Below are 13185 nucleotides of genomic sequence, written 5' to 3' on the forward strand. Positions count from 1 at the left end.
CTCCTTTATCTGCTCTCGATAATGTTACCAGTAAAAAGAACGGTGTGCATACATGGTTATGCACACCGTCTTTCCAAGACTTACTTGGTCTTAAAGCGATCGTCTCCGCCTTTAAGAGCCTCCATAGTGTCTTTGACATACTGCTCGGTGTTCTTCTTTGCATCCTCAAAGTCGTAATCCATAACATTATTAGGATCAAGACCAAATTGAGTTGCAACTTCTGGTTGTTTAGCATCGTCGATTACCAAGAATTGATACGATCCTACTTCCTGACCACGATCAACACATGCAGGTGAAAGCGCGTATTCAATCCAAAGCTTTGCGGCGTTCTCGTGCTTTGCGCCCTTAAACATAGCAGTTGCACCAACTTCAAACGATGCACCCGAGGACGGAATAACCATACCAATATTTTGATAACCATTATCTACAATCTGATAGATTGCGTCATGTAAGAATCCAATGCCAAGCGTGCACTCGCCCGTTCCAACATTTTTAGAAGGACCAGAACCGCTCTTTGTATAAACAGAAATATTTTTATCAAGCTTAGTTAGATACTCCAAACCTTTATCGTGACCATATTTTTGAATAATAGTGTTAATAACAAGCTTTGCCGTACCTGCGGTATTGTAGTTTGAAAGCCAAATAAGGCCTTTATATTTTTCGTCGATTAAATCGGGCCAGTCTTTTGGAGCATCCAAATTGCGACGATCCATCTCGTCTTTATTGTAGAAGAATCCCAAAATTCCTTTATAAACACCGTACCAATGTCCGTCTTTGTCCATGTATACTTTAGAGATAAGGTGTGATGCATTTTTTGCCTGATAAGGAGCCAAAATGCCCTTAGTAATAGCAACATTATACGGATCGGTTGTACCACCAAACCAAACGTCTGCAGATGGATTGCCAGCTTCTTCTTCAACCTTAGACTCAACCTCACCTGTTGAGAGGCGTTGATATTGAGTATCAATGCCAAATAATGTTTGGAAATTCTCGCACACTGCCGCAACGTGAGATTCTTCACTTGAACCATATACAACAAGCTTGCCATCTTTTTTTGCGGCATCAATTAAATCTGAGCTTGCAATTCTGCTTAAATCTCCACCATCGTTTGCCGAAGTAGAACCCTTATCACATCCTGCAAGGGCACCCAAGCCAACTGCAGCTCCCAAAATTCCTGTGTTTTTCAAAAACGATCTGCGCGAAATAGAAACCATATGTCTCGCCTCCATAACGAAATCTCTCCTTACGTGTACGCTTCACAGACATACACCTCACACGGTACGTGCTTTTTGCTCCTGTTGAACGTACAACTTACTTTGACATAAAAGGAATGCAATGCGTGCACATCTTCTACATGCTCTTACAAAGAAGTAGAAAACCCATGCAACCAAAAACAATGCAACCGGAACAAATCAAGCTGTTTCTTTTATCACATAATATACAAGCGCACTCAAGCACGTATCGGCAAAACAGCTTAGATTTTAGGTAAAGGGTTTAACCACTTTGGCAAACGGTTATTTGTTTAAGTGGTTATAAAGCCCGTTGATAGTGGTATACATGCTATAAAAACAACAATACATAAAAACGGTATATATTATGTTGAATGTTATAGATTAAGTCGTTAAAATAGAGAACGTTCTTTTGAAACGCAGCACTTTTGTACCCATAAATCTAACTATCGAGGTTACTTTGTCTAAACATGCAGCACACTTTGCTTCCTCCAACGATACGCAAAATAATCCTTCAAAAACTATTACAAACCTCAAAACAACTCAAGCGTCCAGCGATTCTACTGTTTATACCAATCTTAAAACCATCACGTCTTCTGAAGTGAATGGCTCCGCTCAGCAAGACATGCATAAAAAGGGTACACAGACACACAAACATCTTGGGGCCCGTATTGCTTTGGCGGTTTTTGTTCTTCTGATCCTAGGTTATGTTGGTGCGGGGATATACTTTACCAACCATCTTATGTATCGCACTACCCTTAATGGACAAGACGTTTCGTATATGGATACCAACACGCTTGCCACTTATTTGGACAAGCAACTTTCCACTTATACCATACACGTAAGTGGACTCAACTTTGATATGACGCTTGATCAGAGCCAACTCAACCTAAATGTTGATACACAAAGTTGTGCCGAGGATGTTCTTAAGCACAATGCAGCTGGTTTTACATGGGTGCAATATGTATTTCAACCACAGCACATAATTATGCAGCAACAGCCAAGTTTTGATGAGGATTCTGTTCAATCGCTTATAACCGAGCAGGTAAATGCGTTTAACGCTAACGCTACCAATCCGGTAAATGCCTACTCACAATACGACAGCTCTGCTCAATCATTTACCATAAAAGATGCACAAGTTGGAAGCGCGCTTGAGGCCAAAGCCGTAAGCGATTGTGTAATTCATGATATTTATGAGCTGCGCTCAGAATCGCTATTAGATGATAGCGTGCTTAAACAACCAACACTTACCGCACAAGACCCGGATCTTATTGCGATAAACAACAAAGCTAATAAGGCTCTTGAACTTTCTATTGCGCTTATGTATAACCAGCAACAAGTTGCCACCGTAGACAAAACTTTGTTGGCACAATGGATGCACGTAGCTGATCCTAAAACACTATCTATCGACCAAAGTGCAGTTGAAACATGGGGAAAAGATAATTTACACATTAAATCGAACGACTCAGGCGTTATCACAAAAATAAATTATGACAAACTCAATGAGTTGCTTACCCAAGCTGTATGCAATCTTGATGTACACGAAATTATCCTACCTGTAAAAGTTTTACATACAACACCAAAAGGTGCACCTGCCGAAACCCCTGGTGCGCGTGAACTTGGGCGTCACATAGATGTTAATCTTGCCACGCAATATGCACGTCTATACGATGAATCTGGCGATATTCTATGGGAATCGTGGTTTGTTTCGGGAGGCAACAGCGACGATCACGCCACCCCTACAGGTACCTTTGAAATCAGAGCTAAGGCACGCAATCAGACGCTTATAGGTGCCGATACCGACAAAGACGGTGAACCTGACTACAAATCACACGTAGATTATTGGATGCCCTTTGTTGGTAACATGGTAGGTTTGCACGACGCCCCCTGGCGCAGTTCATTTGGTGGCAGCATTTATAAAACAAATGGAAGTCATGGCTGTGTTAATCTACCGCCTAGTAAAGCTGCCGAACTCTTTTCGTTAGTACATGTGGGCGACTCTGTGGTAGTTCACTGGTAACACCTGACAGCCCCAAATCATAAAAGCTAACATATAAACATGCAGAGCGCGCGTGCTTGCAAGCTTGCTGCATGATGCTAGACGCGTAAACACATATAGTGTCATGAAAAAAACTTTTGTTGAGCAGGTGCACTCGCGGGCTCTAAAATCCGTTTATAGCATTTAATGCCTCGTATAACTGGAACGATATAAATCACAATCAAAATTGTGTAAAAGATAGATAACGAAACGCCGTCAGTACCCTTAACAACGTAGTCCGTTGATACAGGCTGTCCCAAAATTCCAAATGGGATAATCATGACAATAAAATCGTCTAACGCATGAAGCAGGGAAGCACCCACAATTGACTTGGTTTTATACACGACCAAACACAACAAAATAGAACACAAGCCCGTTTGTACAATTTTTCCTACGATCTGGGCAAGTTGTATGGTATCAGATAGGTCAATTTGATTCCAAGGTATATGAAACGCTCCAAATACCAAAGATACTACAATACAACTCAAGAATAATTTATGCTTATGTGCAGAAAATATCTTGAGGCAACCGTGAAAAAGCACTCCCCTAAACAAAACTTCTTCGGAAAAGCCTATACCTATGCACAAGATCATCTGATACATAACAGATTGGCATACATGAGATGTTATAGAATCGTGCAGCAGCATGGGAATCGAAAGCGCGGCACTTACCATTGAAATAAAAATCATTGGCTTATATATATCCCATGAAATGTGTAATTGTTCTTTGGTGGTTTTAAATATCGATAAACCGTTAAGAAGCGCACAAATCACTATGGCCCAAACAAGACTTGCAGCTTCATAAGTGAGCATAAGGTCAAAATGACATCGGTAGACGCAAAAAAGTGTAGTAAGCGTGGTTGCACCCATATGAAACAACAAGGCAAGCACATAGACCCCTATGTGTAAAACATGCCGCAAACATGCATGTTTGGTGAGTAGATTATGGAATGTGCTCACAAGAACAACCTTTTTTATTCGTCACATAATTACATTACAATATGTCTTGATAGGTAAGGTATGCTATCTTATACACAAGATCACACATAAAGTATTAGTGAAAAAACATACCACCTGCCTTTATCCATTATAAAGCAACTGTATGTTGAACGCACGTCAACTCGTGAGGCACGGGGATCACAAAGTTTTGGGCACGTTTACCCATAATCAAAAGTAAACGTTCGTTACTACGAAGAAGGTACATATGCTGCGCGATATTATAGGCTCAATTGCAAGTTGGAGCCCACTTGCTATCTTTTTACGACTGCTCTTAGCAACCTTTGTAGGTACTTTTATTGGTTTTGAGCGCGAGTTCAAAAATAAGGGCGCTGGGATTAAAACACATGTTCTGGTGTGCTTAGGATCTGCTATGGCGATGATCGTAAGTGAATATCTTATCCATCAATTTCCTGGAGTACGTGCAGATATGGCTCGTATTGGCGCGCAGGTTATAAGTGGTGTTGGTTTTCTGGGCGTAGGAACTATTATCATTACGGGTAAAAATGAAGTTCAAGGTCTTACAACCGCAGCTGGTTTATGGGCGTGTGCATGTATTGGACTTGCAGCAGGTGCAGGATTTGCAGAGGGCACTATCATTGCCATGTTGTTTGTGATCTTTACCTTTGTGATTCTTAACAAAATTGACCATTGGCTCCACGAAAACGCACGAATATTCACCCTGTATGTTGAGTTAGAAGACAAGCATGCAATTAAAGAACTCCTTAAAAAACTCCATAGTTGGAATTGCAATTTTTCTTCCTTTCAACTTGTAAAAGGAGAAACTGGTAAGTTTGGAGGAGCAGCAACGTTTACCATTACGCTTGAACGTGGGGCGCGTAAGCAACCATTCATCGATGCAGTTCAAGCACTTGATTTTGTGTGTTTTGTTGAAGAAGTTAATTAGTCTTACAAAAGCAAACAGCTTCAACTTAGTTTTGGCCAATTAATGTCTGCCTATACGTGTACACTTATATTATGTTATCAGTCATCCTAAGGAACGATTATCATGAATATTCAGCAAGCACTCGAACATGCACATAGCTCTGTTTTGCCAGGCTTTATCACCGGAGATACCGCTATCACGGAAGAGCGTAGACGCAACGAAGATTGCGTTGCCACGCTTATGAGTGCATGGAAAACGTCTAAAGCAGGTGAAGAGCCCTGTGATTTTGCCACTATTATGCAAGTAGCAGATAGAAATCGTGAACTTTGCGATTCATACGGAATTGAACGCCTTGAGCGTGTTAATGGTAGCAGCTTGCAAAGAACGCTTTCGGATAGTGATTTCATCAGAGCTGTTGCAGTTATGCAACAACGCAGCTTTCAAAAAGTGCAAAAAACCGCAGGTCCTGCCTTACAAGATCTTTCAATCGCATATCGAGAAGCTACTATTAAGCCAATTTCTATCTTAGGTGTAGACCTCGAAACCACCTCGCGTTTTCCCGACCGCGGTTACATCATTAACCTTGGTATGGAGTTCATTGATCTGCGCGAAGATTCCGACCCGCGTGACGGACACAGTGCGTATTTTGGTATGCCAGACCTCTATGCACAAAAAGGCGTTCCTCTTGCACAAATCCATCACATTACCTGGGATAATATTGCAGGAAAAACTCCCTTTAGGCAAGCAACAAAAATTCAAGAAGCCTTATTACATGCGTTTTGTACATTCCCTATTATGGCTCACAATGCCGCATTTGAGGATTCGTGGTTTATGCTCCACCTTAACGGCTATGCTCAAGCACGCAAAGAAGGAAAAATTGTAGTGATTGATTCTCGTGATATTTGTAGACGATGCGACCCCGAAATTAAATCGCTTCCACGTGAATCAAGACCTGCAGCGCTTGAAAGCTGGGCACGCAGAAGAAAAACGCTTGTAAGCGGAGAAAAAGAAAAGCACCTAGGCCTTGAAGACGTAGACCTTATGTTTAGAACCGTTCAAGCAGAGTTCAAAGAGCGCGAAATGTTTGCATAATCTTAAGTTCGCATAAGCTTAATGTTGTGCCCCTTAAAGTTACTTAGTTCACTTTAAGGGGCGCTTATTACGTTTTGAACGCATGTGTAGCTTTGCGTATACTACTTTTTGTCGTGAACGGCAGGCGACTGATGAAGCGTACAATCACTGCAATACCCATACATAACCGACCTCATCAGATCAACTACAAACTTATGCTCGTTATGAACATGTGAGGCAAAATTAATAAGGGCATCACAATCAAAGGGAATAACCTTACCGCAGCATATACAAACAAGTTGACCGTATTCTTGGCCTTTACCTGCCAGACGATACCTCGACTCTTCTCCCCCTGGAGCTGCAACCTTGGCAACAATACCATCTTTTACAAATGCTTCCAGTGTTCTATACACGGTTGTTCTACCAGGCGACTCATTTTGTTGTGCAAGACGCGCGTAAATTTCGTCCACGCTTAAATAATGGTCTTGGTTGTTAGCCAAAAACTCGCCTATGATCTTCTTTTGTCGCGTGTTATATGAACGTCGCTCTACCACAACACCCAAGCTCCCCTCGTACATGCACGATACTTGTCGATACGTACTAAGGCTTTAACCGTGCTTACCCTTTGATTATATCATGGTAAGCGTAACACTTAAGTTAGACTACATTAACTCACAAATATGCTTTGCGAACATAATTGGATCCTCAATGGTAAGGCCTTCAACCAACAATGCCTGATCCAAAAGTACGTTTGCATATAATGTAAGTTTATCTTTATCTTCTGAAGCACAGGCATCAACAAGTTTTTTGAACACAGGATGCTCTGGGTTAATTTCCAAAATACGCTGTGCACGCGGCGCGTGTGCTGCGTCGGGGCTTTGCTCAAGCACGCGCTCCATCTCAAGAGACACATTGCCTTCTGCAGAAATACGTGCAGGAAAATCTCCTAATTCAGCAGAAACTCTTACATCATTAACTTTAGATTCAAGTGCGTCTTTAAGCGCCTCAAAGACACCCTTGTGCTCTTCTTGAGTCTTTTGAGCCTTTTCTTTTTCTTCCTTAGTAGCAAAGTCAAGACCTGCCGCCGAAACATTTGTAAATGCAAGTTCACGCGTGGCCTTTTCAGACGTTTCACCATCTTGTACATCAGCAGCTGCCTCATAGTTGCGCCATACTTGGAACATGAACTCGTCTACGTCCTGCGTGCATAACAAAACATCAAAACCATGAGAAAGCGCCGCGGTTACCATAGGCAGCTGTGCTATACGCTCGCGCGAAGAGCCAGCAGCATAATAAATCTTGTCTTGATCCTTTGGCATGTGTTCTGCATATTCGGCAAGCGTAATAAGTTTTTTATCGCGTGCAGACCAAAAGAGTAACAGCTGCGATAAATCTTGCGCTTTTGCGCCATAGCTGCTATAAATACCAAATTTAAGCCCGCGACCAAAGTGTTCAAAGAATTTTTCGTAATCTGAACGCTTATCATTGAGCATACGCAACAATTCGCCATGAACTTTTTTCTCAATTCTGCGCGCAATAGCATGCAATTGAGCATTCTTTTGAAGCGTTTCGCGCGAGATGTTAAGGCTAATGTCGCACGAATCAACTACGCCGCGCACAAAGTTGTAATAATCGGGCAAGAGCTCAGCACATTTATCTTGAATAAGAACATTAGACGAATAAAGTGCAAGGCCTTTTTCGTAATCTTTGCTATATAAATCAAAGGGAGCTTGTGATGGGATGAACAACAGTGCATCGTAGGAAAGAGAGCCCTCGGCGTGGAAGCTCAGCACAGAAAGTGGGTCATTCCAATCGTGAAACGTTGACTTATAGAACTCGTTGTAGTCCTTTTCTTCTACATCGCTTGCGCGCTTTTTCCAAATAGGTGTCATAGAATTGATGGTTTCAAGCTCTTGGTACTGTTCGTACTGTGGCTTGTAATCATCGCCTGCGTCTTTAGGACGCGGCAATTCGCGACTTTTTGTGACCATCATTTTAATAGGATGGTGAATGTAGTTAGAATATTCGCGAATAAGCTCTTGCAAAGTCCACTCGCTTAAGAAATGGTCAGTATTGTCTTCTTCGGTATTATCTTTAAGATACAAAATAACATCTGAACCATGATCCGAAGGCGCAGGGCGGCTAGAACTTTCTTTAATTTCGTAGCCGTCAATGCCATTAGATTCCCACTCGTAGGCGCACGTCTCGCTCATGGAACGACTGATAACGCGCACACGTTTTGCAACCATAAATGCCGAATAAAACCCAACACCAAATTGCCCGATAATATCAACTGGTTTCTGCGCAGAACTTTTTGTTGTATCATCTGCTGCATTATCTGCGGTATCATCAGATTTTTGCGTTTCGCTTGTAGATGAGTTTTGTTGCTGCTTAAATTGTTCAGAACCAGAATGAGCAATGGTTCCAAGATTGGTGTCTAGTTCTTCGCGCGTCATACCAATACCGTTATCGTGAATGGTAATAGTGCGTGCGTCCTTATCAAAATCAATGGTAATAGCTGCATTTGTAGAATCAACTTTAATGGAAGAATTAGTAAGTGAGGCAAATGCTAATTTATCAAGGGCGTCAGATGCATTAGAAATAAGCTCGCGCAAAAAGATGTCTTTATTGGTGTAAATGGAATTGATCATCAAATCAAGAAGTTTTTTGCTTTCGGTTTTAAACTTTATCATACGGTATTATCTCCTATCTACATATATGTTATAAGCTTGAAACATGTTTGGTGCGCTGGTTACTTAGTTACATACGGTATTTGACGATACGTAATGCCACAGCGATCTAAAATACTACGCGAAATTTTTGCGCCTTCAGTATCTTTATAGGTGTCCTCGGCATAAATCACCTCTCCAATACCTGCTTGTACCAGCATTTTTGCACATTCCTGACAAGGGAAAAGCGTAACATATGCCGTTGCACCCTGCATGTCTTTAAGAGAGCCTCGATAATTAAGCAGCGCATTTGCCTCGGCATGGATAACAAAATTATGCTTATCGCGAAGCGGGTCTACTGATGATTCCCACGGAAACTCATCGTCGTTAATTCCTGTTGGCGTTCCGTTATACCCAACCGATAAAATGCGGTCATTGCTGTCGGCAATACATGCTCCAACCTGCGTATGAGGGTCTTTACTACGCATGGCAGCTGCAGCAGCAACGCGCATAAAAAACTCATCCCATGTGATAACATTTTTACGTTTACCGGGCATATCAGCCTCCTCAAGTATTATCAAATCACGTAAGGCTTATCTTAATTTATAGACAAATTAAGATAGCGTATGCGTACAAAATATATACTATACAGACTTAGATATTCTATCATGCAAATTATATATATCTCAATAAATAATCACAATAGCGCACGCAAGCGCTGTGTGAAAGCAGCTATTACGCAGGCATCATATATATACGTATGGTTCAGGCGATTAAGAACAACAAAGAGATACCGCACATTTCCCTATTTATGAGAATCAAGCACATCAAAGCGATTGATACGCATTAAAATTTGTTCAATATCCAAAATTGACCAAATATGAAATACATAATGCGTGTCCTCGTGATACGTATTGGCATCAATGCTGCCCAGTACTTCATGAGATACTGCTAGCTTAGTATTGGTAATCTCGTCTTGTGTGTGATGAACGAGCTTGTTTTGCGCTTGATTGCTTATCTCTTCTTGTCCGTATGTACGTTTCTTTGAATCTTGTAGGGATTTACTTGCAGATACACAACCCGAATGGTTTTGAGACGAGCAAAACGCAACGCGGATACTTTGCTGAGTGGCAAAGAAATACGCAGGCGTCCATTTCATTGCGGTAATTTTTTCGTACGCAACAATAAAGGATTTCCCAAAAAATGGAGTAATACACATTTGTGTATCATAGGTTGCAATACAATAACGGCTTAACAGTATCCAAATAGCTGCACATGTGAGCGAAAATGCAGAAAAAAATACCGTCACTATGATCGAATCAAACGGGATGCTCCCAGTTGCACACAAACATCCAAGAACAATTCCCATACACGAACTGCAAATAGATGCATATGCAACAACTTGCAACAAAGCTGGAGAAACCGAATAGGTATCATGATGCGCGTGATGGCGCTCGGCAAGATCGTTTGAGCGCTCCCACGTCCGCCATACAACAAAAAGAGGTGCGCACATAAGTATTACAAGCATTACTTCAAATACCATTTTGTCGCCGCCTCTGCTGACGTCCTTAACACTCAATCTAGTTACAACGAGCCTCACCTTTTGAGTACACAATACGCGCCCTTACCATTAAGGCACTGCAAAGCGCAAAACTTATGTACAGACATTTGTATCAACTCAAGATTAGCTTACCTGAAGATACGTACTGCGGTATACAACAGTTACGTATATGGACGTGTATTGTCTGCAGATGGTTTCCTCGTGCTACAACGAATCAAACAATATTTTTATCAGAAAAGAAATGAGTGCACACTTAAAAGCATAGATTCCTACGCAAGCAATTTAAAGTAAAGAGCTAAACCATGCAATAAGTGGAACAAAAATTATGGGCAAAAACGCGGCAGGCAGCATGTTTGCAACCTTAAACTTTCCAACTTTCATAAGGTTAAAGCCCACAACAATTAAAAGAAGCGAACCAGATGCAACAACATTATTAATGACCTCGGGACTTAAATATGGACTCACAATATGAGCCAGAACGCTTAAGCATCCTTCATAAATGAACACGCTCAGCGCACAAAACGGCACGCCTTTGCCCATAGAGGCACCAAACGCAAAACAGGAAATCATATCAATAAAGCCTTTTGCCAGAAGCGTTGAATGGTCGAGTTGCATGCCGCTTTGTAGCGAGCCAATAATAGCCATAGCGCCCGTACAGGTAAACACGCTTGCACAAATAAAGCCCGAAGAAAAGGAAGCGTGAGCACATGAGTCGTCTTCGCTCCTAGTTGCGTTTGTTTGTGCTTTACCAGAAAATTTTTGAGCAATATGCGCAAGTGATTCCTGCATAATATTGGCAAAATGCGTAATTTTTGAATCTATATTGAGCGCAAATCCAATTAAAAAACCAAAGCCCATAGAAAGCGTTATAACACAAATATCGCTGTGATACCCAATCATTCCTTGTATGCCTAGCAAAATACAAACAAGACCTTGGCCAATCAGCAAAAACTCCCCTAGATCACGTGATACATGACGGCGAAAAATAAGCCCTAAAATGCCTCCTGCACATGCAAGAATTGCATCAACAAGCGCTCCTGTAAGTATCATGTATCAACGCTCCTTTCTTATGAGACCTTTATGCCGCAGCACCTCAAGGTCAATAAAAAACACGCATGAACTAATCAGTACGTGTTTGTTTGCATATGATAGCGTTTAACCTCGTGTTATGAGGCGTCATCCACAATATCTTGATATTCGGGGTGCTTTGCAAACCATGATTTTGCATAACTACACGAAAGCTTTGCACGATTGCCCGAATCCTTAATATATGCCGCTGCGCGGCCCATAAGCCTGCCTGCAAAACCAAGGCCACGGTCATTAGGGCTTACATATGTTTCTACAATATCAATTACACCATCTTGTGGATCGCTCATGCGTACGCGACCTTTAACGTCGCCAGTATCACCCAAAAAAAGAACTTCATTTGGAGTAGTTTGAAAAACCATGGTCAACTCCTTCTTACGCGTTTATAGTTCATCGTTATCTCTTGTCAAGTATGAACGCAAATTACCTAGAAATAAAAATTACACGATAAATAAACGAAAAAAATGAGGGATACTCATGTTTTCGCGTCTTTTCTCGATCTCTTATACAAATAGATGTATATTAATACCGGCTATGCTGTGTATTTGAGAATTATGAGCTGAGCGCATAGGACATTCAAGTTGTTTGTTTTATACGTTTTGATATATTGTTACACTTCAAAGACACATGCCAAATCGTCAAAACTTTTTTTACAAAAATAGTTATTCTAATATACAAACAGAAGGGAGAACGCATGAGTGATTTTATATTGAGCTGCTGCTCAACAGTTGACTTAACAAAAGAGTATCTTGCTAAGCGTTCAATTAACTGCATTTATTTTAATTACGAACTTGATGGCGTTGCATTCAAAGATGATTTTGGTGCTTCTAACTCTAGTCATGAAATTTTTGAACGCATGCTCAAAGGTGCCGATGCAAAAACTTCGTGCGTTTCTACCGGAGCATACATCCAATCATGGACTCCTTTTTTAGAAGAAGGCAAAGACATTGTCCATGTATGCCTTTCTTCTGCAATTTCGGGAACCTACAACGCTGCATGTACCGCACAAGAAGAGCTCCAGCAACGTTTTTCTGCACGACGCATTGAAGTTATTGATTCGCTCAACGCGTCCGCTGGATTTGGACTCTTAGTAGATAAGCTTGCCGACTTACGCGATGAAGGCAAGAGTGCAGAGGAAGTTTCCGTGTGGGCACGAAAGAATCGCCTTAACATACAAGCTTGGTTTTTTACCTCAGATTTGCGCTTTTTCATAAAAGGTGGACGCGTATCAAAAACAGCTGGCGCTATCGGCGGCTTGCTTAAGATCTGCCCTATTCTTGCTATTTCTCAAACAGGAGCCCTTGAAGTTGTAGAAAAGGTACGCACAAAAAATCGCGCTATAAAACGACTGGTAGACATAATGAAAGCCACTATTCCTAACCCTCAAGAAATTAGCGGCAAGGTGTTTTTAAGCAATTCTGATTGCGAGACAGATGCGCTTGAACTTACGTCACAGATACAAAACGCTTTTCCATCACTTGAGCCTAGCTCTATTCAAAATTATGAAATTGGAGCCACTATTGGCTGCCATACCGGACCTGGAACTGTTGCCGTATTTTACTGGGGAAAAGAAAGAGAAGTCTCCTCAAAACAATAAGCAGGTGCATAGTTCTCTATGCACTACCTTAATTCTCTGTGTACCACCTTAGG

The 13185-nt window shown here is 41.4% G+C and carries 12 protein-coding genes; 4 read left to right on the forward strand and 8 right to left on the reverse strand.

What is annotated here, in order from left to right; translation table 11 throughout:
- Positions 1 to 80: 80 nt before the first annotated feature.
- Entirely contained in the window at positions 81 to 1229 is a 1149-nt protein-coding gene (locus AC5GD6_RS01535; protein ID WP_006302139.1) for an extracellular solute-binding protein, read from the reverse strand.
- 460 nt (positions 1230 to 1689) lie between these two features.
- Between AC5GD6_RS01535 and AC5GD6_RS01540 the strand changes: the two genes are divergently transcribed.
- Positions 1690 to 3249, forward strand: a complete 1560-nt coding sequence (locus tag AC5GD6_RS01540; protein WP_491846089.1) for a L,D-transpeptidase — start codon at positions 1690 to 1692, stop codon at positions 3247 to 3249.
- 101 nt (positions 3250 to 3350) lie between these two features.
- Here the strand turns inward: AC5GD6_RS01540 and AC5GD6_RS01545 are convergent, their stop codons facing one another.
- On the reverse strand, positions 3351 to 4226 hold the full coding sequence (locus AC5GD6_RS01545; protein WP_311436368.1) for a CPBP family intramembrane glutamic endopeptidase: 876 nt from the start codon (positions 4224 to 4226) through the stop codon (positions 3351 to 3353).
- Positions 4227 to 4470: 244 nt separating this feature from the next.
- Between AC5GD6_RS01545 and AC5GD6_RS01550 the strand changes: the two genes are divergently transcribed.
- Complete coding sequence (locus tag AC5GD6_RS01550; protein ID WP_303871521.1) at positions 4471 to 5169, forward strand: MgtC/SapB family protein; 699 nt, start codon at positions 4471 to 4473, stop codon at positions 5167 to 5169.
- Between the two features lie 102 nt (positions 5170 to 5271).
- A complete protein-coding gene (locus AC5GD6_RS01555) occupies positions 5272 to 6240 on the forward strand; it encodes a 3'-5' exonuclease (protein ID WP_061103033.1) in 969 nt (322 codons plus the stop codon).
- A gap of 101 nt (positions 6241 to 6341) precedes the next feature.
- Here AC5GD6_RS01555 and AC5GD6_RS01560 read toward each other — a convergent pair whose 3' ends face one another.
- From AC5GD6_RS01560 to AC5GD6_RS01585, 6 genes are all read right to left on the reverse strand, one after another.
- Positions 6342 to 6797, reverse strand: coding sequence for a Fur family transcriptional regulator (locus tag AC5GD6_RS01560; protein ID WP_048597055.1), 456 nt, complete (start codon positions 6795 to 6797; stop codon positions 6342 to 6344).
- Between the two features lie 84 nt (positions 6798 to 6881).
- Positions 6882 to 8912, reverse strand: coding sequence for a molecular chaperone HtpG (gene htpG, locus AC5GD6_RS01565; RefSeq protein WP_276791156.1), 2031 nt, complete (start codon positions 8910 to 8912; stop codon positions 6882 to 6884).
- A 59-nt stretch (positions 8913 to 8971) separates the two neighbouring features.
- Complete coding sequence (locus tag AC5GD6_RS01570; RefSeq protein ID WP_048597057.1) at positions 8972 to 9445, reverse strand: deoxycytidylate deaminase; 474 nt, start codon at positions 9443 to 9445, stop codon at positions 8972 to 8974.
- A 248-nt stretch (positions 9446 to 9693) separates the two neighbouring features.
- Positions 9694 to 10431, reverse strand: a complete 738-nt coding sequence (locus tag AC5GD6_RS01575; protein WP_276791154.1) for a hypothetical protein — start codon at positions 10429 to 10431, stop codon at positions 9694 to 9696.
- Between the two features lie 300 nt (positions 10432 to 10731).
- Complete coding sequence (locus tag AC5GD6_RS01580; protein WP_276791153.1) at positions 10732 to 11499, reverse strand: DUF554 domain-containing protein; 768 nt, start codon at positions 11497 to 11499, stop codon at positions 10732 to 10734.
- Between the two features lie 116 nt (positions 11500 to 11615).
- Entirely contained in the window at positions 11616 to 11897 is a 282-nt protein-coding gene (locus tag AC5GD6_RS01585; RefSeq protein ID WP_006302151.1) for a GNAT family N-acetyltransferase, read from the reverse strand.
- Positions 11898 to 12229: 332 nt separating this feature from the next.
- On the opposite strand from AC5GD6_RS01585, the gene AC5GD6_RS01590 reads away from it, so the two are divergent.
- Complete coding sequence (locus tag AC5GD6_RS01590) at positions 12230 to 13132, forward strand: DegV family protein (protein WP_491846090.1); 903 nt, start codon at positions 12230 to 12232, stop codon at positions 13130 to 13132.
- Positions 13133 to 13185: the final 53 nt, after the last annotated feature.

The organism is Fannyhessea sp. (assembly GCF_986145555.1).

Bases quoted from the DNA above. Each gene is read 5' to 3' on its own strand.
- AC5GD6_RS01535 (WP_006302139.1), bottom strand. From the start codon at position 1,229: ATGGAGGCGAGACATATGGTTTCTATTTCGCGCAGATCGTTTTTGAAA.
- AC5GD6_RS01550 (WP_303871521.1), top strand. From the start codon at position 4,471: ATGCTGCGCGATATTATAGGCTCAATTGCAAGTTGGAGCCCACTTGCT.
- AC5GD6_RS01555 (WP_061103033.1), top strand. From the start codon at position 5,272: ATGAATATTCAGCAAGCACTCGAACATGCACATAGCTCTGTTTTGCCA.
- AC5GD6_RS01560 (WP_048597055.1), bottom strand. From the start codon at position 6,797: ATGTACGAGGGGAGCTTGGGTGTTGTGGTAGAGCGACGTTCATATAAC.
- htpG (WP_276791156.1), bottom strand. From the start codon at position 8,912: ATGATAAAGTTTAAAACCGAAAGCAAAAAACTTCTTGATTTGATGATC.
- AC5GD6_RS01570 (WP_048597057.1), bottom strand. From the start codon at position 9,445: ATGCCCGGTAAACGTAAAAATGTTATCACATGGGATGAGTTTTTTATG.
- AC5GD6_RS01575 (WP_276791154.1), bottom strand. From the start codon at position 10,431: ATGGTATTTGAAGTAATGCTTGTAATACTTATGTGCGCACCTCTTTTT.
- AC5GD6_RS01580 (WP_276791153.1), bottom strand. From the start codon at position 11,499: ATGATACTTACAGGAGCGCTTGTTGATGCAATTCTTGCATGTGCAGGA.
- AC5GD6_RS01585 (WP_006302151.1), bottom strand. From the start codon at position 11,897: ATGGTTTTTCAAACTACTCCAAATGAAGTTCTTTTTTTGGGTGATACT.
- AC5GD6_RS01590 (WP_491846090.1), top strand. From the start codon at position 12,230: ATGAGTGATTTTATATTGAGCTGCTGCTCAACAGTTGACTTAACAAAA.